Origin of the sequence: Peribacillus sp. NPDC097197, from assembly GCF_050278025.1 — a bacterium.
In the GTDB taxonomy this organism is placed as follows: domain Bacteria; phylum Bacillota; class Bacilli; order Bacillales; family DSM-1321; genus Peribacillus.
Window position 1 is genome coordinate 155993 of sequence record NZ_JBNNST010000003.1, and the last position, 22967, is coordinate 178959.

General features: G+C 42.7%; 24 protein-coding genes. 6 read left to right on the top strand and 18 right to left on the bottom strand.

The genetic code is table 11. The annotated features are described in order from the left end of the window. Window positions 1–303 precede the first annotated feature (303 nt). Window positions 304–1275, top strand: coding sequence for a DMT family transporter (locus tag ACQKL6_RS05400; protein WP_427590695.1), 972 nt, complete (start codon window positions 304–306; stop codon window positions 1273–1275). Between the two features lie 58 nt (window positions 1276–1333). On the opposite strand, the gene ACQKL6_RS05405 is transcribed toward ACQKL6_RS05400, so the two are convergent. Continuing rightward, window positions 1334–2314 (bottom strand): tyrosinase family protein, encoded by a 981-nt coding sequence (locus tag ACQKL6_RS05405; RefSeq protein ID WP_402986761.1) that lies wholly within the window; start codon window positions 2312–2314, stop codon window positions 1334–1336. Window positions 2315–2492: 178 nt separating this feature from the next. Here ACQKL6_RS05405 and ACQKL6_RS05410 point away from each other — a divergent pair, with 178 nt between their 5' ends. The 3 genes from ACQKL6_RS05410 (at window position 2493) to ACQKL6_RS05420 (ending at window position 3487) form a co-directional block, all read left to right on the top strand. Continuing rightward, window positions 2493–2891, top strand: coding sequence for a MarR family winged helix-turn-helix transcriptional regulator (locus tag ACQKL6_RS05410; protein ID WP_402986763.1), 399 nt, complete (start codon window positions 2493–2495; stop codon window positions 2889–2891). Next, a complete protein-coding gene (locus ACQKL6_RS05415) occupies window positions 2891–3232 on the top strand; it encodes a DUF3147 family protein (RefSeq protein ID WP_402986764.1) in 342 nt (113 codons plus the stop codon). Before ACQKL6_RS05410 ends, ACQKL6_RS05415 begins: the two co-directional genes overlap by 1 nt. A 69-nt stretch (window positions 3233–3301) precedes the next feature. Continuing rightward, a complete protein-coding gene (locus tag ACQKL6_RS05420) occupies window positions 3302–3487 on the top strand; it encodes a hypothetical protein (protein ID WP_402873837.1) in 186 nt (61 codons plus the stop codon). Window positions 3488–3721: 234 nt separating this feature from the next. Here ACQKL6_RS05420 and ACQKL6_RS05425 read toward each other — a convergent pair whose 3' ends face one another. Further along, complete coding sequence (locus tag ACQKL6_RS05425) at window positions 3722–3964, bottom strand: hypothetical protein (protein ID WP_402957903.1); 243 nt, start codon at window positions 3962–3964, stop codon at window positions 3722–3724. A 238-nt stretch (window positions 3965–4202) separates the two neighbouring features. On the opposite strand from ACQKL6_RS05425, the gene ACQKL6_RS05430 reads away from it, so the two are divergent. After that, complete coding sequence (locus tag ACQKL6_RS05430; RefSeq protein ID WP_402986765.1) at window positions 4203–5615, top strand: Ig-like domain-containing protein; 1413 nt, start codon at window positions 4203–4205, stop codon at window positions 5613–5615. A gap of 270 nt (window positions 5616–5885) precedes the next feature. On the opposite strand, the gene ACQKL6_RS05435 is transcribed toward ACQKL6_RS05430, so the two are convergent. From ACQKL6_RS05435 to psiE, 11 genes are all read right to left on the bottom strand, one after another. After that, window positions 5886–9083, bottom strand: a complete 3198-nt coding sequence (locus ACQKL6_RS05435; protein ID WP_427650721.1) for an SNF2 helicase associated domain-containing protein — start codon at window positions 9081–9083, stop codon at window positions 5886–5888. Window positions 9084–9464: 381 nt separating this feature from the next. Further along, window positions 9465–10316, bottom strand: a complete 852-nt coding sequence (locus ACQKL6_RS05440) for a VOC family protein (RefSeq protein WP_427650722.1) — start codon at window positions 10314–10316, stop codon at window positions 9465–9467. Beyond that, entirely contained in the window at window positions 10309–10710 is a 402-nt protein-coding gene (locus ACQKL6_RS05445; protein WP_427650723.1) for a DoxX family protein, read from the bottom strand. Before ACQKL6_RS05445 ends, ACQKL6_RS05440 begins: the two co-directional genes overlap by 8 nt. Window positions 10711–10853: 143 nt before the next feature. Further along, window positions 10854–11675, bottom strand: a complete 822-nt coding sequence (locus ACQKL6_RS05450; protein ID WP_427650724.1) for a nicotianamine synthase family protein — start codon at window positions 11673–11675, stop codon at window positions 10854–10856. Further along, complete coding sequence (locus ACQKL6_RS05455; RefSeq protein WP_427650725.1) at window positions 11653–12987, bottom strand: MATE family efflux transporter; 1335 nt, start codon at window positions 12985–12987, stop codon at window positions 11653–11655. The genes ACQKL6_RS05450 and ACQKL6_RS05455 overlap by 23 nt, the downstream gene beginning before the upstream one ends. A gap of 68 nt (window positions 12988–13055) precedes the next feature. Beyond that, the gene (locus ACQKL6_RS05460) at window positions 13056–13820 is read right to left on the bottom strand and encodes an ABC transporter ATP-binding protein (RefSeq protein ID WP_427650726.1); all 765 of its coding nucleotides are present in this window, start codon (window positions 13818–13820) and stop codon (window positions 13056–13058) included. After that, window positions 13817–14617: an ABC transporter ATP-binding protein gene (locus ACQKL6_RS05465; protein WP_427650727.1), complete on the bottom strand. Its 801-nt coding sequence runs from the start codon at window positions 14615–14617 to the stop codon at window positions 13817–13819. Before ACQKL6_RS05465 ends, ACQKL6_RS05460 begins: the two co-directional genes overlap by 4 nt. Continuing rightward, a complete protein-coding gene (gene nikC / locus ACQKL6_RS05470) occupies window positions 14614–15459 on the bottom strand; it encodes a nickel transporter permease (protein ID WP_427650728.1) in 846 nt (281 codons plus the stop codon). Before nikC ends, ACQKL6_RS05465 begins: the two co-directional genes overlap by 4 nt. Continuing rightward, complete coding sequence (nikB, locus tag ACQKL6_RS05475) at window positions 15459–16403, bottom strand: nickel ABC transporter permease (protein ID WP_427650729.1); 945 nt, start codon at window positions 16401–16403, stop codon at window positions 15459–15461. Before nikB ends, nikC begins: the two co-directional genes overlap by 1 nt. Next, the gene (gene nikA, locus ACQKL6_RS05480; RefSeq protein ID WP_427650730.1) at window positions 16404–17924 is read right to left on the bottom strand and encodes a nickel ABC transporter substrate-binding protein; all 1521 of its coding nucleotides are present in this window, start codon (window positions 17922–17924) and stop codon (window positions 16404–16406) included. It abuts the gene before it with no gap. Between the two features lie 355 nt (window positions 17925–18279). Beyond that, the gene (gene psiE, locus ACQKL6_RS05485; protein WP_402957911.1) at window positions 18280–18705 is read right to left on the bottom strand and encodes a phosphate-starvation-inducible protein PsiE; all 426 of its coding nucleotides are present in this window, start codon (window positions 18703–18705) and stop codon (window positions 18280–18282) included. A gap of 151 nt (window positions 18706–18856) precedes the next feature. Here psiE and ACQKL6_RS05490 point away from each other — a divergent pair, with 151 nt between their 5' ends. Beyond that, entirely contained in the window at window positions 18857–19369 is a 513-nt protein-coding gene (locus ACQKL6_RS05490; RefSeq protein WP_427650731.1) for a methylated-DNA--[protein]-cysteine S-methyltransferase, read from the top strand. A gap of 158 nt (window positions 19370–19527) precedes the next feature. On the opposite strand, the gene ACQKL6_RS05495 is transcribed toward ACQKL6_RS05490, so the two are convergent. The 5 genes from ACQKL6_RS05495 to ACQKL6_RS05515 all read right to left on the bottom strand — a co-directional run bounded on the left by ACQKL6_RS05495 (window position 19528) and on the right by ACQKL6_RS05515 (window position 22868). After that, window positions 19528–20139, bottom strand: coding sequence for an NUDIX hydrolase (locus ACQKL6_RS05495; protein WP_427650732.1), 612 nt, complete (start codon window positions 20137–20139; stop codon window positions 19528–19530). Window position 20140: 1 nt separating this feature from the next. Next, on the bottom strand, window positions 20141–20434 hold the full coding sequence (locus ACQKL6_RS05500) for a transporter suffix domain-containing protein (protein WP_427650733.1): 294 nt from the start codon (window positions 20432–20434) through the stop codon (window positions 20141–20143). Next, complete coding sequence (locus ACQKL6_RS05505) at window positions 20410–20628, bottom strand: sporulation protein Cse60 (protein ID WP_427650734.1); 219 nt, start codon at window positions 20626–20628, stop codon at window positions 20410–20412. The genes ACQKL6_RS05500 and ACQKL6_RS05505 overlap by 25 nt, the downstream gene beginning before the upstream one ends. A gap of 123 nt (window positions 20629–20751) precedes the next feature. Further along, complete coding sequence (locus ACQKL6_RS05510) at window positions 20752–21984, bottom strand: cytochrome P450 (RefSeq protein WP_427650872.1); 1233 nt, start codon at window positions 21982–21984, stop codon at window positions 20752–20754. Between the two features lie 197 nt (window positions 21985–22181). After that, window positions 22182–22868 carry a DUF975 family protein gene (locus ACQKL6_RS05515; RefSeq protein ID WP_427650735.1) on the bottom strand — a complete coding sequence of 229 codons (687 nt, stop codon included), beginning with the start codon at window positions 22866–22868 and terminating at the stop codon, window positions 22182–22184. Window positions 22869–22967: the final 99 nt, after the last annotated feature.

The window sequence follows — 22967 nt, forward strand, 5'->3', positions numbered from 1 at the left end:
TTTTTATAGGTTTCAAGAGGGTATTTTTTATCTTTTCTTATATATTAATATATTTTTATTCAAATTATCTTCAAAAATACCAACAATTACACATTGTCGTATTTTGTCGAAAATAGGTAGATTCATGATTTTAGTGAAAACGTTGTTGATTTTATTTGGTAACTGGTAGACAATTTAACAAAGAATCAGGTTTCAATATTCTGATAATTATTCCGAACTGGGTATACATCTTTATGGTACCCATTGAATCATGCGTCCGATTTGATGTGGTTGGTGGCAAAAAAACAGATAGAGGTGAGTCGATTGCGACCGATTTTAATAGGGGTTTGTTCCGCTCTCTTCTTTGCGTTTACCTTCGTTCTCAATCAGTCGATGGAATTGTCTGGTGGCAGTTGGATTTGGAGCGCTTCCTTAAGATATATCTTTATGGTTCCTTTTCTGCTATGTATCGTTTTGAGCAGGAAAAACCTTCGCCCTCTTCTCCTTGTGATGAAAGAACAACCCGGAACTTGGCTACTTTGGAGTTTTGTTGGGTTCGGGTTATTTTATGCACCATTATGCTATGCTTCGGCATACTCACCTGGCTGGTTAATCGCCGGGACCTGGCAAGTCACGATCATATCCGGTGCTTTACTCGCCCCGCTATTTTTTGAAATGGTTGAAACAAAGGATGGGCTCCTAAGGCAAAGGGGCAAAATCTCCTTGAAAGGGCTTAGCATGTCCTTGATCATTCTGTTGGGAATTATATTGATGCAGGTGGAGCATACCAAGCATATTACATTCAGCAATCTCTTGTTGGGTATCGTTCCGGTCCTGCTTGCTTCCTTTGCTTACCCACTAGGGAATCGTAAAATGATGGACGTTTCTCGGGGACGTTTGGATGCCTACCAACGGGTGTTGGGCATGACATTGGCAAGCCTGCCGTTTTGGCTTTTACTTTCGTTGTATGGTTTTTTCACCGTTGGGGCGCCAACGATGATGCAGAGTTTCCAATCACTTTTGGTTGCCCTCTTTTCAGGTGTGATTGCAACGGTCCTGTTTTTCAAGGCCACCGATATGGTGCGGGGGAACATGCAGAAACTAGCTTCCGTTGAAGCGACACAATCAATGGAGGTCCTATTCGCCTTAGCTGGTGAACTGGTATTTTTATCGCTCCCAATTCCTTCCGCCCTTTCCTGGTTAGGAATCTTCATCGTGATTCTTGGAATGATCCTGCATAGCTACGTTTCACACACGAGAGAAAAGAGAGCGGATCCTTCTTCCGAGAGCGCTTGATCACTATAAAAACGCAGTGATTGTATTCACCGCGTTTTTTTTGTTACCGCTTTTCGTATCAATGCTCTCCTTTGACAGCCTTTCTCTCCATATCATAAATATACCCAAGCTTCCGATGGTTGATCATATCTTTAGGCGTCGTGTCCCATGGAAACATGGGATCATGTAAATTGTGGCCGAATGGTCCCCCTTTTCTTGGCAAATATCTTTCCTGCCGGTTAAGGATTTTCCACATTACCCATATCCGGTCTACATTTGCATGATGCAAAAAGAAAACAGGATCATTCGGTGAGGTAGGGACAGAGCCCATATGGCCCCCAACCCAGCCATGGACACGATTATGAAGTTGAGGTCCATCTATGAACCCTTCAAGTTGATTGCGAAAACTCGGGGTGCTCGTCGTATTCCAAGGAGGCGAGTCATATGGAGTGACCTTCAGCACTTCCTTCACATCCGCTTTCGTTGGTAAGGTCGCTACCGGTTCATTTGCAGCAAAGTTTCGCCTTAATCCCCCTGCAGGATTCCCCTGTTCGTCGATGACTTCCCACTGTCCCGCTGCAAAAGGTCCCTCTGTGACAAGAAAGTCATTTCTCCTGTTTCCGTTACCCCCCATAAAATCATCGTCCCAAACTGGGGATGAAGACGGATCTTCCAGTTCCGAATCCGCCGCCCAATCCCAATATGGAATGGTCACACTTGGGTCAATCTTTTGGAGATCACGTTCAAAGCGCCAAAGGAAATCGCGATGCCATGGCAAGAATGCTGGCCCCATATGTGCGGCACTTCTATGGTCTCTATGAGTTCCATGTAAATTCTCCGCGACACTCCTTGCGCTTGGATTAGCATGATTGTGTGCAGGGCTTTCAGTGGTTGGATTTCCTCCCGGCGGAGTTTGAAAGGCCCCTCCTGCCAAATGCCAGGCGACATATCGATCATAGATCCCTTTTTCCTTTAAGGCTAAAACGGCAGTGATGTATTTCTTTTTTTCCTTATCCGTAAGGTGTAGAACATTTTTCCTCACTTTATACTCAAGTGTCATGGGTATACCCCTTTTCTAGATGGTCATCTATCCTAGTTCCTTTGATATTCTAAGTAATGGATGCTAGAAAGGTTCAGGGCGAATGCGGATAGTTGGTAAAAATGGGCATTTTCCTGTTGACGTTATATCGTATAATACGATATATTCGTTTTAGGCGATTTAAAAAGGAGAGGTAATCATGATACAGAAAATCAATGACTACTTCACGGATATCTATTTTCATTTACATCCGCAACAACAAGAAGCCATTTCCCATCAAAGCGTACGAGTCTTGCAAACGATTCAAAAAAAGAAAGATGTTATGATCCGGGATATTGCCGAACAATTATCGATTTCCCACAATACCGCTTCTGAGCATGTCAAAAAATTGGTACAAAACGGATGGGTGCTTAAGGAGCGGCCGGAAGATGACCAGCGTAAGGTGTATTTACATTTAACGGATGGCGGTGCAACCATTTTAAAAAAGAACACGGAATTGGATGAAGAAAAACTACAACAGGCGCTTAGCAAGTTATCCGTTTCTGAAAGGGATCAAATAAGAGAAGCATTCCGGTTATTAAGTGAGGTATCTACTTAATGTATTTGTTCATTAAAATAGCCAGTTCCGCGGTCATCATTGGACTTGTAACGGAAATGGCCCGACGATTCCCTTTATATGGCGGGATTGTGGCTGCTCTGCCATTAATCAGTATCCTCAGTATAATTTGGCTAACGGTTCAGGGAGAGCCCACTCAGAATATCCATACATTCACACTGGGCGTTCTGGCAGGTTTTCCCGCTACAGTGGCCATGCTAGTTGTGATTTATATGGCATTAAAGCAATCCATTCATGTAGGGCTGGCCATCCCCCTCGGACTCGTGGCCTGGGGGATATTTTTAACAGGGCAAAAATATATAATGGCTAGGTTTATTTCCTGATTGATTTCCTACTGCCCTCATTTTTTGGTATGATAAATGTGTTAAATAACATAATGAAGGTGATTTACTTTGTCTGAAGAAACTCCAAAAGAAAAAAAGGTATATGACACCACAATCATTTATGATTATGCAGAGTTTCCTGACATAGTCAGTGGTCGTTGTGATAATTGCGGCAATGCTCAGTTCAAAAGTTCCGTTAAGGATTATGTATATATTCGTACATGCAGAGAATGCGGCATGAAGAAATCGATTTGACCCTATTTAACGATAGGGTTTTTGTTTGTTCACTTTTTCTTTTTCCTCTTGAACGTATCGCTTATATATTTCCCTTCTTATCATCATAATCGGAAAATGCGACGGCATATGGATAGGAACAAGAAGAATTATCCAAGTACTTCTCAGCCGTGCGTCTAATGAACGACTCGACTACCTTGTGCCATGCTTATCAAATAACTCCACACTCACCGTCCCTTGACAATAGAAGTCCACTCATAGAAAAGAATTCTCCTTCACCGAATTATGGTAGATGACAGATCGCTTCTTCATCTTTACATCGTATTGCGTAAACTCCACTCTTTTCACACCGTGTGATAAGAAAAGCTGCCATGAAAATTTCTTGTTATAGAAATCTGAATGGGATGGCGGATAAAATTGTCCGGACTGGCCGCTAGCAACAGCAGGGGCAGGCAAAAGGGATAAAGCTGTTAAAAGGAACAGGAGCTTTTTTATCATGGGATCCTCCAAAATGGTTTTCTCTTTTTCTCCCTTCTTGTAGAGAAAAAAAGAACTCGTCCAATCGAAAATCCCCATTAGCCGCAAGAGATTCTTCACCCATCGTTAACATTTAAAAGTTCTTCTATAGAAAAATAAAAAAATTAAATAAAATAAGCCATATATACTAACCGTTCCTTTTTATGTTAAAATTTATGTGACTTTAGGTTGATAAATAGAGAAAGAGGAGATATTTATTATGGTTAAAAACTCGTTTTTATTCACGGCATTTTTATTTATTGCTACAATTTTCTTACATGTACCTATTGCAGAGGCTGCAACGGAATATGAGTCGAATGACTCACTTTCTACAGCTACGCCAATTAGTTTTAAGGGTAGTAAAGCAGATGTTGACGGCATACTGAGCGACAGGTATGACGATGATTATTTTAGTTTCACTTTAACTGAACCAGGAAAAGTTGTATTGAAAATTAATCATAATCTGAATACAAGGTACGAAGTAAGGCTTATAAATGCGCAACAAGAAACGTTAGAGGATTATACTACTACGTATAATGTAAATAAGGGAGTAAAAGAGCTCTTTTCACAAGGTTTAGATGCGGGGACTTACTATGTAAAAGTTGAACATTATGACGGTAACGGTGAAAGCGTTCCATATAAACTGCAGGTCGATTATACGCAAAGTAGTGTTTACGAAAAGGAATTTAATAATGATCGTTCAACCGCTAACCTAATTAATCTAAATAAGCAGTATAACGGATGGGCAGATTACGATAGTGATTACTATGTGATTGAGGTACCATCAAGTGGTGAAGTGAAAGTCGAAATGAATAGAACCTTGAAAACGAGCTACGAAATTTCTTTGTACAATAGTGCAGGAAGTGAAATGGAAAGTTGGTATACATACTACGGTAAGGATTCTATGATTCCTGTTATACATACAGGATTGCCTCAAGGTACCTATTACATAAAAATCAGAACAACTGATGGGGATAGAGATAATATTCCTTACCGCTTTAAAGTGAACTTTAAGGCGAACTCTTTATTTGAAACGGAAGACAATGATTCAATGTCTCTAGCAGATACTCTGAAAGTTAGCAAAGCTATGAATGGTGTAATCAGTTCAAGAAGTGATTCAGATTATTATAGCTTGAACTTGACCAAAAATATGAATATCGCTGTACAATTAACAGCCTCAAAGGATACAAGTTATGATGTACAAATATTTAATCAAGATAATTCCGTTTACGAAAGTTTATATACCAATTACGGAAATGGAAAGCTTAAAACGATAAAAAACCTCAATCTAAAAAAAGGGATTTATTATATTAAACTTCGAAGATACGATGGTGAATCCAATAAAATTCCTTATACTTTAAAAGTTATACAAAGAGATACTACGCCACCCGCCACTCCAACAGTCAATAAAGTAACAACGAAATCTACAAAAGTGACAGGTAAAGCGGAAAAAGGTGCTACTGTTTATGTATATAGAGGCCAGACAAAACTTGGTCAAGCAACCGCATCAAGTTCTGGCACATATTCTGTGAAAATCCCAAAACAAAAGAAAGATACCACCCTAAAAATTTATGCCAAGGATGTAGCCGGAAATAAAGGGAAGATAAAAACTATAAAAGTGAAGAAACCCTAATATTAAGGGTTAGGCACAATGTTTCGGCAGGCAACTAGTTGGTCGTACTAATACATTTGAAGCAAAACTTTAACTTTAGTTTTAGTTTAAAATAACTGTACCCAAAAGTAGTTGTGTCTAACAATTGGATGCATTTCAAGTTCGATTTATCTAATTTTCCAAGGTTTTAGTTTTAAAAATAGAAACACTTCAAATAAAAAACGGTCGTAGAAGTTCTTTACTTCTGACGGCCGTTTTTTTTATGAGGGCAAAAGCTACTACCTCTTTTATCTATATCTTCAATATTTCCCTGATGTCTTCCTCAGTTAGGGCAGATGACGATGAATTTTCAGGGTCGATGATTTCCTCGATCAGATGCCTTTTTTTCTCCTGCAGTTCATTCATTTTTTCTTCAATCGTGCCGCGGGCCACAAGCTTGATGACCTGGACTACATTCTTCTGGCCCATGCGGTGTGCTCGGTCCGCCGCTTGTTCCTCGACGGCTGGGTTCCACCATAGATCATATAAAATCACGGTATCGGCACCCGTCAGATTGAGTCCCGTGCCGCCTGCCTTCAAGGAAATGAGAAAGACGTCACGGTCGCCCGCGTTGAACCGATTGCAAATTTCAACCCGTTCTTTTGATGGGGTCTGTCCATCCAAGTAGAAAAAGGATTGCCCTTGTATGGCTAAATCCTTGCCGATGATTTGAAGCATTTTCGTGAATTGAGAGAAAATCAGAACCCTTCTACCGGAAAGTCTCGATTCCTCCATAATCTTCATCAGCTGTTCGAATTTTGACGAACTCCCCTTATAGCCATCCACAAATAGAGCAGGGTGACAACAAATTTGCCGTAACCGGGTCAAACCGGCCAGTATCCTAATCCGGTTTTTCCGAAGCGTGTTTTTGTCCAAATGCTTCAACGTATCTTCACGCAGTTTCGCTAAGTAGGCCGCATACAGTCTCTTTTGGTCTGGAAGCAATTCCACCGATTCCAACGTCTCGATTTTTTCCGGAAGCTCCTCCAGCACATCTTCCTTTAACCGGCGTAACAAAAACGGCCGGATTCTGCGAGCAATCTGTTTTCGGGAAAGATGACTATATTCCTTCAAGCCCATGAAGAGCTCTGGAAAGACGACGTGAAAAATCGACCATAGTTCCTCCAAAGAGTTTTCGACTGGCGTACCAGTGAGAGCGAAACGGTGGTCCGCCTTGATTTTCTTCACGGAGCGTGCCGTTTGTGTCACAGGGTTCTTGAAAGCCTGGGCTTCATCGAAAAACACCGTGTGGAACTCCTGCTTTTCATACCAGAGAATATCTTTGCGCAATAACGGATAAGACGTGATTAGGGCATCCACCTCGCCCAGTTCCTTCTGCATCTTGGATCGCTCCTTTTGATTGCCATCCATGACAACAGCTTGTATCTCCGGGGCGAATTTCATGAATTCACTCAGCCAGTTATACATCAAAGAAGAGGGGCAAACGATGAGGACCGGAAGCTTCCTTTGTCGAATGGCGAATAATTCAGAAAGGATGAACGCGATGCTTTGCAACGTTTTACCAAGTCCCATATCATCTGCCAAAATCCCTCCAAACCCGTATCCTGCAAGACTCTTCATCCACTTATAGCCGTTTCTTTGATAGTCCCGCAGGATCGGCTGCAAACGCTCCGGCAACTCGAACTCCAGATTGCTTGGGTTGCGGATATTCTCCAAGAACTGACGGAACGACTCCTCCATCGTGAATGTGCCATCATCTGCGGAGTCAAGAAGCTGAAGTCCTTTCACGATTGGTACATTTAAGCCGCTTTCCAGATCTTCATGTTGAACCGGGAGGGCATTCAAGAATCGGTTAATTTCTTCGAATTCCCTTGTTTCCAATGACAGTAACGAACCATTTCGAAGACGATAATACTTCCGTTTTTCTTCTAGGGCTTCTAGGATCTCCCGTATTTGCTTGTCAGGGATCCCGTCCATTTCAAACTTGAATTCGAGCCAGTTGGTCCGTTCTTTTTTAATTTTTATTCGCACCTGCGGAGGTGGATTCCCTCTGGCAATCCGACTTCTTACGGCAGTCGTCGCATAAAGTTGGACGAGCTTTTGCAGTTTTGGCACACTGTGGTACAAAAACTCGTATTCCAGTTCTTCATTATGTAAGAAGTAGCCGCCCTCATTCTTGGCAAACTGACTTTCTTCCATCAACGTTAGAATCACCTTTTCCTTCTCCACATCCCTTATGAGCATGGAGACCGCTTTGTTTTCCCGGCTTTCCAAGGGATTCATCACAATATTGCCATAGTGGAATTCGAGCCCGGCAAGCAATTTGTTATTTACACGATCCAAGTATAACTTGGCAATCAGGGGAGTTTTCACAAACTGCTCGGTAATCGAATCCGAAATATGGACAATTCCTATTTTTTTTAACCCCGGAACCACTTTTTCAAGGAATACATCCAATTGATCCCAAGCAATCGGAATTCGATTCGTCCCGGAAGTCTCCAGCATCGATTTCAATTCGATAAGGCGTTGGCAGTCTTCTTTTTTCAAAGAAAACAGCTTGCCATCAGCCAAAACAACATCATAGGCATTCATCACGATTACCGAATCCAACCCCTTGATATTCAGCTGGTAGCCCTTGCTTTCAGTTTTGGTAAAATCAAACTGGAGCGGCAGTAAGTCTTCCGATACTTGCAGTCCGTCCACGATTATCCCTTCATGCCGAAGTTTCACCATGGGAGCTTGGAGAAGAAGTGGAAAAAGCCTTTTCCAAGAAGAGGGCGGAAGAAGCAATAAGGAATGAATCTGTGTGTAGCCTGATTGTCCGGAAGCATCCAGATAGACCTTTTCATCAGAAATGACCGTGATCAGCTGCTGAATGACGGCATCATTTTCTTTTTGAAAGCAGTGCAGGCTTGGGTCATATTGAAAGGATAGGGAGACGGTGGAACGCCTCCTTTCTTTTATCCTCATCAAGAAATCCCTGATATTTGGCACATCGATCGATCCAATCTTCATTTCAATCCCGAACATATACTGCCCTTTAGATACCAACACAGGTTTACATATAAATTCCGTATCAAGCACTTCCCTATTTTCAAAGTGAAGTTGATGTCCGCTTGAACGCACCGGCTGATGAGTGAAAAGGCTCAGCAATCCATCCGTCAGCTCCTGGCTCGACCCGGACTGAGTTGTCGGGACGGACCCTTGACGTTGATGATGGTATACCGCAAGTAAAACGGCCGCAATATGCTGACAATCCTTGGAGAAAGAGGCGAGTGTAGGGCAACTGCACTTCGTATGGAAGCCCCCGATTTTATCCACATCAATGGTGACGTGAAAATCCTCGACTCCTGAAACCGTCGCTTCGCAGCCACTAGGGCCATATGAGTCGAACAATACTTTATTAGCACGATAAAAAGCGTCCCCTCTTTTGAAGGAGACCGTACCGCACATATCTTTTATGATGTTCACGTTCAATTTGGTATTCAATGCCTTGCTCCTTCCTGAGGTCCTATACACTTTTGTGCGTGGTGAATGTATTCATATTCTTCAATCGTACCATAGTTCTCTTTTTTTGAGCGAACGATCTTACCTGTCACTGCCAAAACCGAGTCGTATGAAGAATTATCCCATTGTCTATCCCGATGATGCAAATAAGTTCAATTTCTCAAAAACTCCTTAATCGGACTTACTAGGTTTGTATTCTCAGGAAGAAATCCTCTCAAAGCAAATGGTTATCCAAAATGGAGATAAATAAGTCCAAATGAAAAGAAAAATCACCTTATCTTGAGATTTCAAGGTAAGGTGATTTTTTTCTTTTCATTGGTGGAATTCCTTTTCTAAAGAATGGATCGTATCCTTCTAGAGGGCCTAATTGATCACTAAATGGATTTCATTTCCCGATGGATCAGTAATGACATACCCTTCATCATTTTGTATGGCCTCTACTCCTATTTGTTTCAGCTGTCCGATCACTTTATTTCGCGCCTCTTCGTCTGCATAAACAAGAGTAAACCAGTTCAGCCCTACACTGTTTTTCTTAGGAGTAGGTACACCCACACCGTTCCATACATTTAACCCGATATGATGGTGATAATCCCCGGTTGATGTAAAGAGTGCCCCTTCGTAACGGGTCACGACCTTGAATCCAAGTCCCGATGTATAAAATTTCTCCGTGTCTTTTAGATTGGCTACATGCAGATGAATATGCCCCATCAATGTTCCGGCGGGCAAACCACTCCATGCGGCGGCATCACTTTCTGCCAGAATACTATTACCGTCTAACGGGTCTGTCACCATTTTAACTTCCCCATTAGCCCATTCCCATTCGGACGATGGACGGTCATAATACACTTCAATCCCATTTCCATCCGGATCCGTAATGTATAGTGCTTCGCTCACAGCATGATCCGCCGCCCCGAAACGATATTGGGTGGTAAGCAAATGCCGTAAAAAGACCGATAAGTCCGCACGTGTGGGCAGCAAAAGGGCAAAATGATACAACCCTGATGTCCGTCCTTCCTTTGGAATAACATCTTCCGGCTGCTCCAGTGTTAATAGAGGCGTTTTTCCGTCCGTCGTTAACACGGCTTTACGATTCGTCTTTTCCAATACTCGAAAACCGATTATTTCTTCATAAAATGCAATGGCATCCGCCAAATTCAGGACATTGATACTCACTTCCCCAACAAACGTTACTGGTTTTCTATGAAATTTACTCAATCGTTACACCCCCTTCTTTATTTTTAAAAAGTCTATAACCAAGTGAGAAACGAGTGCGATTTGCAGAGGCGAGGCAAAGGGACATAGCCAACAACGCCAAGTCAAACTCGTAACCAAAAAACTCATCAGGTAATTTTGCTGTGAAGATGGCCCCAACCATGATGACCGCAAATAAAATAGAAATAATTCGTGTGCCCATGCCTAGTATCACCGCAAGGCCACCAACTAATTCTATACTTGCGACCATATAAGCCATGAACCCTGGTATTCCGAGACCTTCGAAATAGCCTACCGTATTATCGATTCCACCTTGAAACTTTGAATATCCGTGAATGAAAAAAATCAGTCCTAAAATAATGCGTAAAAAAATCAAACCCAATTCGTTCCTAGTCAACTTCCATTCCCCCTATCTAGTTACTTTATGTAAGTAATTATATTTTAGTAACTTATAATTGTCAAGGCGGTTTCTAGATTGATATGAAAGCACAAAGGTGATTCCAGTATATTTATTCAGATTTTCCCTTAGAATACGGCCGGTTACTGCTTATATGTATAAAATACCGTTGAATTAATAATGAAGGAATCTGCAACGGTCCTGCCTGCTTCTTCACATGAAACCGTCTGGAATTTCGTTGCATCAACTGGTTCATATAGCAATTGATGAATCCCATCAACAGAGCGGATAGCCACAAGTGCTTCCGGATTCGTTTCAAAAACCCTTCTTACTATCTCCTCTTTATTCGGTACGAGGCTGGCAATCCAAACGAGATCCAATCCCTTATAATCATGCAGCGCTCCATCTTTCAAAATGTAGTCGGACGTTCCATCCCTATCCAGGTCTTGAATGAAACGTCGCCCATGTTCATGGGCCTGGACATCCAGGTCGAGGCACGTCATTTCAGCCCCCATTTCCTGTTTGAGCAACAAGGGGCTTAAAGGTAAAGGGCCTGTCCCTACAAATGCAAAGGAATTCACATCCCAGTTTATCCTTTTCAATTCTTCCATTTCCGTCTTGATTAGTTCTACATAGTTATCCCAATAGATGAAAGAACCAAAGTCATGTATCGATTGCACTTTATCCCTAAATGTTTGGGCATAGTACTCTTCCATCAAGCACTCCGCCAAAGACAGCTTTTGCAGCATGTCTTTTCGTATCTGCTTGATTCCCTCATCGCATAGAATTTCGTCAGCTTCCGATTGCTTCATCGGTTTAGATAAAGTGGAAACCAACTCGGATAAAACGCGGTTGATGGTCTCATTACGGGGAGATAAATCTTCTTCCTCTACCAAAATTCGATAACTATCCTTATACATATGGATGATTTTTTCTTGTTTGTTAGCACATTCTATTGTCTTCAAATTCAACACTCCTCTTAGGAAATAATTTTCGACTTAACTGTGGAATATAGAGAACCAAGAATACTGAACGTCCTAAACTAAATAGGATGAACGCCAGCCACACTCCATGGTTTTGAAATTCAGGAATCAACAAATATAAAGCCAGTAAAAAGACAAGTAAGGAGTACACCATGGAATTTCGGACCGGTCCTGCTTGAGTTGCCCCTGTAAAAACGCCATAAAACACGATGCCCATGCTTGCTGAAAGTGGAAATAAGAGCAACCATGGGCTGTAAATGGTAGCTAGGTCCACAACACTCGGTGTGCTCGTGAAAAAGGATATAATCCAACTATTCCCTACGAAATAACTGCCTGCAATTAGGAGGGAAGATAGAATTCCCCACTGCCATGACAATCTAATGGTCCGTTTAAATAAAGACCGATCATTCGAGCCAATTGCCTTTCCTGCAAGAATGCTTGAGGCGTTGGCCAATCCATCGAAAAAGTAAGCCATGATGTAATGGATTTGGATGAGAACGGCATTTGCCGCCAATACTTCCGTGCCATATGAAGCTCCTTTTGCCGTAAAGATATTGAACACCATTAACAGACAGAGCGTCCGGATAAATAAATCGCGGTTCACCGCCATCATTTTTTTAAAGGATAACGGGTCAAACAGGTTTCTCCATGAAGGGATTTGGATACCTGGCAATGCTCTTACGATGAAGAATAGCCCGATGAAGCAGGCTGTCACTTCGGATAATAGCGTTGCGATGGCCACTCCCGATACTCCCCATGCAAATACTGTGACGAACAACAGGTCAAGGACAATGTTCATGATGTTCATGAATACTTGCAGCATTAAAGAAACCTTGATTTTGGACATCCCCATCAGCCATCCCAAAATGACGTAATTCATCAAAGTAAATGGCATACCCCATATTCTGATGGTGAAATAATCAGAAGCGTATTGTCGCACGTCAGCTCCCGGGCCGATTAAGGCTAACGAAGCCATTTCAATAGGTCCTTGAAGGAGAATGAAGAATAACCCCACAGCAATCGCGAGTAAAAATGGTCTTGTAAAAGCGAACATCCCTTGCTTTTCATCATTTGCTCCAAGTGCTTGTGCGGCAAATCCTGACGTACTGACACGCAAAAATCCAAATAACCAATACATGGTGTTGAAAATAATCGTGCCTACAGCCACACCGCCCAGGTAAGCAGGATTAGGTAAATGCCCCACGACAGCCGTATCCACTGCTCCCAAAAGTGGTGTTGTGATTGTCGAAAGCGTCAGGGGAAGCGCTATTGCCAAATATGACCGATGGTTCAAAATAACCTCCTCCTCAATTTGTTAGTTCCTCATTAATCAAAATGATTACGATTTACACCTTAAAAAAATCACTCAAACATGGAGATCAAATCTTGTGTATAGGAGTGACGTGCCCGCGAGAAAAGTTGTTCTTTTTCAAATCTATCCACAATCGTGCCCTCTTTCATCACGAGGAGGGTTTGGCTCATTTCATGTACAGCCGCTAAATCATGGGAAATAAATAAGTAAGCCATTTCTAGTTTTCGCCGCAGTTCATCCAATAATCTTAGTACAGCCCTTTGAGATATGACATCAAGACTCGAAGTCGGTTCATCCAATACAATAAGCGACGGTTCTATGCTTATGGCACGGGCGATGGTCACCCGCTGCTTCTGTCCTCCACTCAGTTCATGCGGATAGCGTTCCGCAATTCCTTTAGTAAGTTCAACGGCCTCCAACAATTGAGTGACAAATGCCCTTTCACCCGTATACGGAAAATGGTTCATCTTCACCTGGCTTCCGTATTGTAAATAAGGATCAAGTAATGACTCTTTTATTCTCAGCTTTGGATTCAACGATGCTGTAGGGTTTTGTAAAACTGCCTGAATGTTTTTTCGATATGGTCTTAGCTGGCGTTCATTTTTGTCATGCAGTGACACCCCATCGAAGACGACGCTTCCTGAATGGAAAGCTTCAATTTGCAAAAGGCAACGGGCAAGTGTACTCTTCCCACATCCACTTTCCCCGACGATCCCTAGGCATTCCTTTCTATCCAACGCAAAAGAGATGTTCTTCAGTACGTCCGTTCCGCCATTAAAGGTTTTGGTTAAATGTTTCACTTCCAACAGACTCATCCCATCACCTCACGCTTGGTTAATCCATGCTTTGATCTAAGTGATGGAGATGATCGAATTAATTGATTCGTATAAGCATGCTTCGGGTGGCTCAACACTTGGTCCTTATCACCGGTTTCAATAATTTTCCCATCCTTCATGACGGCAATTCTGTCTGCATAGTTCCTTACATGGCGTAGATCATGGGTAATGAACAAGATGGCGCACCCGGTTTCTTTTTGCAGCAGAGATAAAACCTGTAAAACCTTGAAAGAGGATACACTGTCCAATGCCGTTGTCGGTTCATCCGCTATCAAGATATCGGGTTTAAGTAGCAAGGCAAGCGAAATCGAGACCCGTTGGAGCTGCCCTCCACTAAGTTGAAAGGGATATCTATGATAGATTTCTTCGGAAAGCCCCACCGCTTTCAGTGCATGTACCGCTTGTTGCCGCCGAGCTTTTTTAGACAGCGACAGATGCGCCTTTTGATATTCTTCAAAATGTTTTCCTATCATTAGAAACGGAGTGAATGAACCTTGGTAATCTTGAAAAATATAAGCTAGACTTTTTCCCCGGAGCTTACGCATTTGAGAATGTGATAGTGTCAATAGATTGTCCCCTCTGTAACTGATCACCCCTGTTGCCTGAAGTTTAGGAGTCAATAATTGTCCAATGGCCATGGCCGTCAAGCTTTTGCCGCTCCCACTTTGCCCAACAAGTGCGAGCCATTCCCCCTCACGGATATCCAAGAAAATATCCTTAACGATTCTATTTTCCTTAGAACTAACCGAAAGATTTTCAATCTTTATAATACTCATGAACCCACCTCCTTTTTCACATCAAATCTATCACGCAAATAATCACCGAGTAGATTCGAAAGTAGAACAACCCCTGCAATCGCAAGCCCCGGATAGATCATCAGCCATTGGTTGTTCTGAAAATAGGGACGGGCATCATTTAGCATCGCCCCCCATTCCGGTGCGGGAGGCTGTGCGCCAAGGCCGATATAGGAAAGTGAGGAAATAAGCAAGATGATTTTCCCCAGATCGAGGCTTGCAAGTACAAGTACATGGCCAATCAAGTGCGGCAACAGGTGTTTTCGCAAAATACGGAGTGAATTCAACCCATTTATTTTCGCTATCGTGACATAATCCTTTTGGCGTTCAGCAATGACTGTACCACGCACTAGCCTTGCATAATTCACCCATTTCACGGCGACAATCGCAAGGAGCAGATTTCCGATTCCCGGACCTAATAATCCACTCAGGACAATGGCCACGATCGTATCCGGAAACGAAAGAAAAGCGTCAGCAATCCTCATGAAGACTCGATCAACCAGCCCTCCCTTGAATCCGGCAATCATACCAAACGGCACACCGACCCCCACGATTGCCAAAAGGGCAAGTACCCCATAACCGACCGTCAACTTCGCACCAAGTAACAGGCGCGTTAACACGTCACGTCCTAGATGATCCGTCCCAAGCGGATGTTCCAGGCTTGAAGGCCGTAGTCTCTCTTCCAAATTGACGAGTGCTGGATCATGCTTCAAGTAGTGAAAGACATACACAAAAATACCAACAGCCAGCAATGAAATCACTGTGGTGGTTATAACGGCCGCTTTCTTTTTTCGCTTGATTTGGTGTCCACATAATGCTTCCATCACAATCCGTCCTTTTCCTTTAATCTAAGTTCCGGGTTTACATATCGGTATGACACATCTACAGCGCTATTCACGATGAACACCAGAATGGCCATGATCACCATATATCCTTGGATGACCGGGTAATCACGCGAACGAATGGAATCAACGACCATCTTGCCCATACCAGGATAAGCAAAGATCACTTCAATCACGACTACGCCGCCTATCAAGCTGCCAAGACTTACACCAAAAACCGTGATGACCGGTGGTAGGCTATAGCGAAAAGCATGGGAGAAGAATATTCTTGTTTCTGATATCCCCCTAGACCTGGCTGCTCTAATAAAATCGTGACTGAGCGAGTCTATTAAACTTGAACGGACCAAACGGACATATGCACTTGATATTGCAAGACCCAACGTAACGGAAGGAAGGACCATGGATTGAATCCCCTCCCTTCCCATCGTGGGGAACAAACCCCATCGCACCGCCAATAAGTCAATTAAAAGGAAGCCCAGCCAAAAACTCGGAATGGCGGCCCCCACCATCGAGAAAGCCCGGCTAAATTGATCGATCCAACTTTGCCGGTACAATGCGGCGAGCGAGCCAAGAGGGAGGGCAACACTAACCATCACAAGCAAGGCTCCAATCGACAACTCCAGCGTCGCGGGCATGCCGCTTATGATCATGGTCATCACAGGCTGTTTCGTGATATACGATTGACCGAAATCCATCCGGATGAAATCCATGAACCAGCGGCCATATTGCACAAGTAAAGGATCATTAAACCCCATTTCTTCACGGAGCTCATCGACTTGGTCGCTTGTTATGGATACATCATCCACTTGAAGAATCGTTAGCACCGGATCCCCTGGTGCGAGACGCACGAAGAGAAAACTGACAAACGTGATGGCGAGAATAAACAAGGTCACTTCTAGAAATCGCCGTCCGAAAATGCGGAACATTTACAACACATCCAGTTCATTCGTCAACATGTAATACTCACTCCGCGACGTGACCCAGTTCTTCACTTTATCGGAGTCATAGGCGACAAGTGTATTGGGATGTAAAATAAAAGAATTATACACCTGTTCATCCACATACATCGCAATGTCCTCTGCTAATTCCGAACGCTTGTCCTGGTCAACCGTTACGTTTAACGTATCGATCAGTGTCGTCAAATGATCGTCAATCACACCACTGAAATTCAAGGCACCTTTTGGATGGTATGTCGCATTCAAGTAATATCCTGCATCTCCGCGCGGTGCGGTTAAATTACTGTACGTCGCTAAATCCCAATCTCGATTCGCAGCCATGTATTCTTCCGGTATATCGATTTGTTTAATCTCCACATCAATTCCTAATCTGCCAGCATCCGACTGAAAAACTTGGGCGATTAACGGTAAATCGGCCCGCGAGCTGTAGGTCAACAACGATAATTTTAGCGGTTTCCCGTTTCTTTTCAGGACTCCACCCACTTTCCTATATCCCGCTTTTTCCAGATACATTTGAGCCGCTTCCATGCCACTTTCCTTCTTGGGGTAATCTGGCGCAAAAGAAAAACTGGAGGGGAATGGCCCTTTTGCCACCTCAGCATGCCCTTGTAATATCGTATCGACGATCGATGGACGGTCGATCACCGCATCGATTGCCTTCCGCACATGGATATCTTGCAAAGCCTTCTTTTCCAAGTTCATCGTTATTTGATGGACACGGAACGTGGGAGTGGAATCCACCTTGATGGTATCCATTGCTTCCAGATCAGCGAGACTTTCCACCTCCGGACGAAAGACGATATCTGCATCACCCGATTTCAGTGCAAGAGAGCGTGCATTGGCATCTTCATTGAAAGAAAACCTGGCTGTCTCCAATTTTGCGGCCCCGTCCCAGTAAGAATCATATCGTGTCAAATCGACCCTAGTACCCGGCATGAAATTCGCCACGGCAAACGGCCCTGTCCCAATCGGTTTGTTCCTATAATCACGTTCTTCCACATCAATGATCGACGTATTCGGATGGACCAACTCAGATGGGAATTCCGGGAAAGGCATCTCCGTTCTGATGATCAGGAGATTTCCCTTCGCTTCAATTGATTCAATGCGCAAAGCATTCTTAACGGCCAGGCTATCTTTCATCGCCCTCTCCAAAGATGCCTTCACCGCCTTTCCATCCATTGGTTTTCCGTTTTGAAAGGTCACCCCCTCCTTCAGGCTAATTTCCCACACTTGCCCATCCTGACTCTTCCAACTCTTTGCAAGCCACGGCTCAATCGATAAATCCTCGTCATTAAGATGAACCAACGTTTCCGTGATCCCTGCACGAAGCGATACATAACTTGTATCGACATGTGGATCCAATGAATTCGTCGAAAAGTTAAATAAGACATTCACTTCTTTTTTCCCTTCCTTTGCAGACTCAGAAGCACAAGCCGCCAAAAGGAAAACCATGAAAAGGAATAGTGGCAATGCCCGGTATGTATGCAACATATAAACCTCCATTTTTAATTTTTTTATGTATCACCCACCGATCACACGAATATCAATTCTCCACCTGCCTCTCCTCTTTCTTAGTTTATCGATAAATCAAAATGATTACGATTTAAATCATAAACCGTAATCATTACTGTTTGCAAGTTTTTTTTACATCATTCTTCTTTCCCATTCTAAATAAGGAAAAAAGCACCATGGTTTTACCCAGAGATTGGTAGGATTTAAAAGCGACTGAGTTTAATTGTAGGTCACGATGAATATGGAGGCTCCTCAATCCGGTAAGCAGCCAAAAAGGACCAGACACCCCTAGGCATCCAGTCCCACTCCTAAAATCATTAGTCTATACTTGTCGTTAAAGTTTTCCCTTCCGTGCCGTCGCGGAGCTCATGATATAGTAGCCGATAATCAACACTAAAATCGATAACGTATAAAGAAGGGTATGAACCGGGTTTTCATGGTAGACAATGATGAGCCGGATCATGGCCGTTATGCCAATATAGAGAAAGTATCGTATAGGAAAATGATAATCCTCTTTGAAATATTTCACGATCATCGCGATGAATTCAAAATACAAAAAGAACATCAAAATGCGTTCTAATAGTTCGAATTCTATCCGTATTTCCGGGTCATAAAGCGCCATCTTTATGAAATAGAAGATTTCCTTAGCAAGTAACACGCATAAAGATAAAGCCAATAAGATCAAGGCCGTATTCAAGGCTAGTTGAAGAACTTCCGCTATTTTAATGTCCTTCCATTTGTTTTGTTTACTGTGACCCAATGTGTCTTCCCCCTGAATATCAAAGTTTCTTCGTGTCTCTATACTACCATTTGTTTTTTAAGTGTATGTAAATTTTCATTGAACTGTTGGTTACAGTACACTTTCTTGTATACTAAAAAGAGAAGAAATCTCTAAAAAAAGGAGGAGGAATATGAAAGAAACCATTAATTGGGCGGTTTTAGCATACGACAAATGGCATCTATACATAGCGAAAACGAAGAAAGGCCTCTGTTATGTCGGTTCACCTGGTCAGTCTTATGAAGATTTGGAAAAGTGGATACAAAAACGGTTTCCTCAGTCGATTCTTTTGGAGAGTGAAGAAGCGTTACATCCTTATCTTACTGAACTATATGAGTATTTCGAGGGAACACGACGGACTTTTTCATTACCTGTGGATGTGAGGGGAACCGCTTTTCAAGTAGCCATTTGGGAAGCATTGAACCAGATTCCATACGGGAAAACCACTTCTTACTCCGAAATTGCGATGATGATTCAAAGACCCACCGCTGTTCGTGCGGTCGGAACGGCCATCGGGGCCAACCCCGTGCTGATCACCGTTCCATGTCATCGGGTCATCGGAAAAAATGGGGCAATCACCGGATACCGGGGCGGATTGGAAATGAAGGAATTCTTACTGCAATTAGAGACGCAAAACGGGGACTGACTACCCCGGAGGACTTATATAAGCTCGTTTTTTTCTATCAAAGGAGCGAGTTTATCTTCTTAAAATGGAAGGATATCTTCCCAAAGGGGATTTATTTCGTCGAAAAACCTCCATATATCGATTTTTCGACAAAAACCATCAAATCCCTGACTTTTTTCTTAATTTAATTCACGTTTAAGTGACTGGATCAAGCCTTCATAATAGGAAATTTCGTGCGGAACGAATCGATCCCTGCCTACATATTGATCGACGGTAACGCGCTGACCCAGATCATTCATTTCGAATCCCTGAATATGTATCTCTTCTATAGGACCGAACCATAGCTTTTCGAAATCCTCCAGTTTAACCTTCACGATTCCCGACACTTCTTCCTTTTGCAAGGTGAAATCACTCAGCGGATTCGTGCTCTTATATATAAATAGATGGACCAGTTCTTTATCGATGAAATTCTCCATCGTCGCACAGTCTTCCATCACCCCTACTGACACCAACTCATCAAAAGATAACGCGATGCCTAACTCTTCTTTAATTTCTCTTACACCATCTTCCACCGTTTCGTGAGCCAGTAAATGACCCGCAGCCGTGATGTCCAACAAATCCGGATAATCCTTTTTCATAGAACAGCGATGTTGGAGATAGAGATAAACCACTTCATCTTCCCGACTGACGAACCAGCAATGGAACACCTCATGCCAATGTCCGAGCCTATGCACTTCTTCCCTCGTTGCTTCACCGATATGGGTTCGGTCTTCATTGAATATTTTCAACATTTCAGTTTCGATGATTCTCACCTTCCCGTTTCTTTCTCCAATTCTTTGGATGGAGGTAACTTTTATATCTCGCTGCCACTTCTTTTCCAACCAAAATGGCTCCTACCCAAAACATGATTTCGGCGATGATGATGGCTCCACCAATGATCATCGCCTTTATGTTTGTCGAAAAAGGCGTAAATGGCGCCACAACCGGAATGAGCCAAGTGAGCAGAGATAGCATCAGAAGGAACATCCCTATTTTATAATACTTCTTTTTTCTTTCTTTTTTTATGATGACAACTTCTTTCTCCATAAAAGTGGACCCCCTATCTTCCATTTATTAAGGTGATGGAAACTCTTCCTTGTATATGACCATCGCACTAAAAAAAACAACGGACTACCAAACTTAATATCCACAACATTAATGGATGGGACCGCCGCTAAGAATTCATTCACTTTTTTATCCATTCCTTTTTCCGTCCAGCCATAAAACGTCTTGATTTTCATCCTATCCGCCTCCTAAAGAAGTGATTTAATTACGTATACGATTGAAACGTCATTCCGTTCCATAAAACATGGAAAAAGCCAGAATACGAAAAAGGACTGTCTATTCGACAGTCCCGGTTTATCTTAGGCTTTATACCCCTTCATCGGTAACGACATCAAGGCTTGTCCCGTCGCGGCATCGGTCAGCCTGTCTTCTAAATTGAAAGATTCGACTGGTTCGATGCGGGCGTATTTCTTCACGAATGTGGTGAGGGCAATTTTGGCTTCAAGTCGGGCGAGCGGTGCCCCTAAACAGAAATGCACGCCATTCCCAAACGTTAAATGTTTCTTATTATTAGGTCGGTGGATGTTTACCTTGAAAGGATCTTCAAACATGGCTTCATCCAAGTTCGCCGCACTCATCCAAACGATCACGACGTCACCTTTCTTAAGTTCCACGCCCAATAGATTATTATCTTCTTTGACCGTGCGATCCAATTTGACTAAATTGAACCGGTACCTCAGCATTTCTTCGACCGCTTGTGGTACCAATTCCGGGTTTTGGTGCAGTTCTTCATAAACGGTAGGGTCATCATACAAAAGCGAATAAAACGAGTTGGCCAGCAAGTGGCTGGTCGTTTCCACTCCTGCTCCCAATATCAGCATCGTCGTCCGTACCACTTCATCATCTGTGAACGTTTCCCCATCCACTTCCGCCTTCAATAAATCGGAAATGATATCATCTGCTGGATTCAAGCGCTTTTCCAAAACGATAGGATAGATATATTCATAGTATTCCTTTGCGGCTATTTGCTTCTTTTTATTAACTTCTTCCTCTTTTTCCTTTTCAAAAGGAAGGAATAAGATATCGACCCATTTTTTGAAGAGCAATCGATCTTTAGAAGGCACCCCCAACAGGTCTGACATAATAATGATAGGAAGGGGGCTTGTCAATGACTGGACAATATCCATTTCGGAGTCCCCTATGTCCTCGATCAGTTCATTCACGATTTCTTGAATGCGGGGCTCCCAGTTTTGTAGACTCCTGGGTGTGAAGGCAGCCGCTAAAAGCGAACGATGTTTTCGGTGTGAGGGTGGATCCACCCCAATCAAGTTAATCTTGTCAGGGATGGCCCCTTCTTTACTATCTGCACCAACTGAAATCGTGGTCCGTTTACGTACGCTCGAAAAGTGCTTGTAATCGCTGAGCACAAGTTTCACATGCTCATATTTAAAAGCATTCCACGTATCCGTTCCCTCGTGATAGATCACAGAATCATTTTCTAGCATCCTTTTGCACCATTCGTACGGACTGAATTCCTCTGTACGTGTCTTAAACTGCGGGATTTCTTTTACGGCAATAACTTCAGTCATGATATCGACCCCTATCTTTTCAAAATTTCTACCAGAATCGTCATGTTCGATTTATGTGATTTCTAATTTTACCTTTAATAGGCAACTACACCATTATAAGATAAATGCCCAAGAGTCACCATGAACCTTCCCTACTCCCACTTTTTACCCACGTGCCGCCCATGAAAAAACCGGCAGCAATTATGCTACCGGCTAACCAATCATTCTACTATTTCATTTTCTTCCTGGATTTCACTTTCATCCTGAGAGGCTATCCATTCGTTATAAAAGGCAGCCATCGTTGTCCCAACGTAAGGGACCAACCATAGGAATCCGATTCCTATCGTGAATAAACAAAGAATTCCCCACCCTATAAAGCTTAAGCACATGAGAAAGTATTTCCATTTAAGGCCTTTCATCCTTCTCCGGCTCTCCGTAATCGCTTCAAGCGTCGTCAAGTGCGGATGATCTCTTAATAAGAAAAACAGTTGGGAATAAGCCAAAGCTTTGATAATCCCTGGTATGAGAAGCAACAAAGACCAAAGGAACACGAATATTCCCTGCACAATGGATGCAATGATCACTTTTGAAAACATTTTCCCATCCTTATAGATTGAAAATGCTTTCTCGAACGATGTGCTTTCCATTCTTACCAGGTCAAGATAAAACCAGTAAACGCCTATTGAGAACGGTATTAATAAAATGGATAAAAGCGTATTGAATGCGGATACCCCTATAGGTGCCACATCCTGCTCATACCATGCTGCCCATCCACCACTAAAAATCACTTCAATGACGGTTTGCAATACCATGGTAAGCAAGAACATGATTAACGAAAGTGCTACTGCCGTTCCCCAGTTCCCTTTTAATGAAAGCCTTGCTTCTCTTTTGAGTTCTGATATTTTCATAGTTGACTGACACTCCTCCTTATTACTTAGTACTGTTACATGAATATGTAAGATGTCCCAATAAAATTCATAAAACATACTGATGTTACTTTATTTGGG

Coding starts and splice junctions, on each gene's coding strand:
- ACQKL6_RS05405 (WP_402986761.1), bottom strand. CDS start 2,314: ATGACACTTGAGTATAAAGTGAGGAAAAATGTTCTACACCTTACGGAT.
- ACQKL6_RS05410 (WP_402986763.1), top strand. CDS start 2,493: ATGATACAGAAAATCAATGACTACTTCACGGATATCTATTTTCATTTA.
- ACQKL6_RS05415 (WP_402986764.1), top strand. CDS start 2,891: ATGTATTTGTTCATTAAAATAGCCAGTTCCGCGGTCATCATTGGACTT.
- ACQKL6_RS05425 (WP_402957903.1), bottom strand. CDS start 3,964: ATGATAAAAAAGCTCCTGTTCCTTTTAACAGCTTTATCCCTTTTGCCT.
- ACQKL6_RS05430 (WP_402986765.1), top strand. CDS start 4,203: ATGGTTAAAAACTCGTTTTTATTCACGGCATTTTTATTTATTGCTACA.
- ACQKL6_RS05460 (WP_427650726.1), bottom strand. CDS start 13,820: ATGAGTCTGTTGGAAGTGAAACATTTAACCAAAACCTTTAATGGCGGA.
- ACQKL6_RS05465 (WP_427650727.1), bottom strand. CDS start 14,617: ATGAGTATTATAAAGATTGAAAATCTTTCGGTTAGTTCTAAGGAAAAT.
- nikC (WP_427650728.1), bottom strand. CDS start 15,459: ATGGAAGCATTATGTGGACACCAAATCAAGCGAAAAAAGAAAGCGGCC.
- nikB (WP_427650729.1), bottom strand. CDS start 16,403: ATGTTCCGCATTTTCGGACGGCGATTTCTAGAAGTGACCTTGTTTATT.
- nikA (WP_427650730.1), bottom strand. CDS start 17,924: ATGTTGCATACATACCGGGCATTGCCACTATTCCTTTTCATGGTTTTC.
- ACQKL6_RS05490 (WP_427650731.1), top strand. CDS start 18,857: ATGAAAGAAACCATTAATTGGGCGGTTTTAGCATACGACAAATGGCAT.
- ACQKL6_RS05495 (WP_427650732.1), bottom strand. CDS start 20,139: ATGTTGAAAATATTCAATGAAGACCGAACCCATATCGGTGAAGCAACG.
- ACQKL6_RS05500 (WP_427650733.1), bottom strand. CDS start 20,434: ATGGAGAAAGAAGTTGTCATCATAAAAAAAGAAAGAAAAAAGAAGTAT.
- ACQKL6_RS05505 (WP_427650734.1), bottom strand. CDS start 20,628: ATGAAAATCAAGACGTTTTATGGCTGGACGGAAAAAGGAATGGATAAA.
- ACQKL6_RS05515 (WP_427650735.1), bottom strand. CDS start 22,868: ATGAAAATATCAGAACTCAAAAGAGAAGCAAGGCTTTCATTAAAAGGG.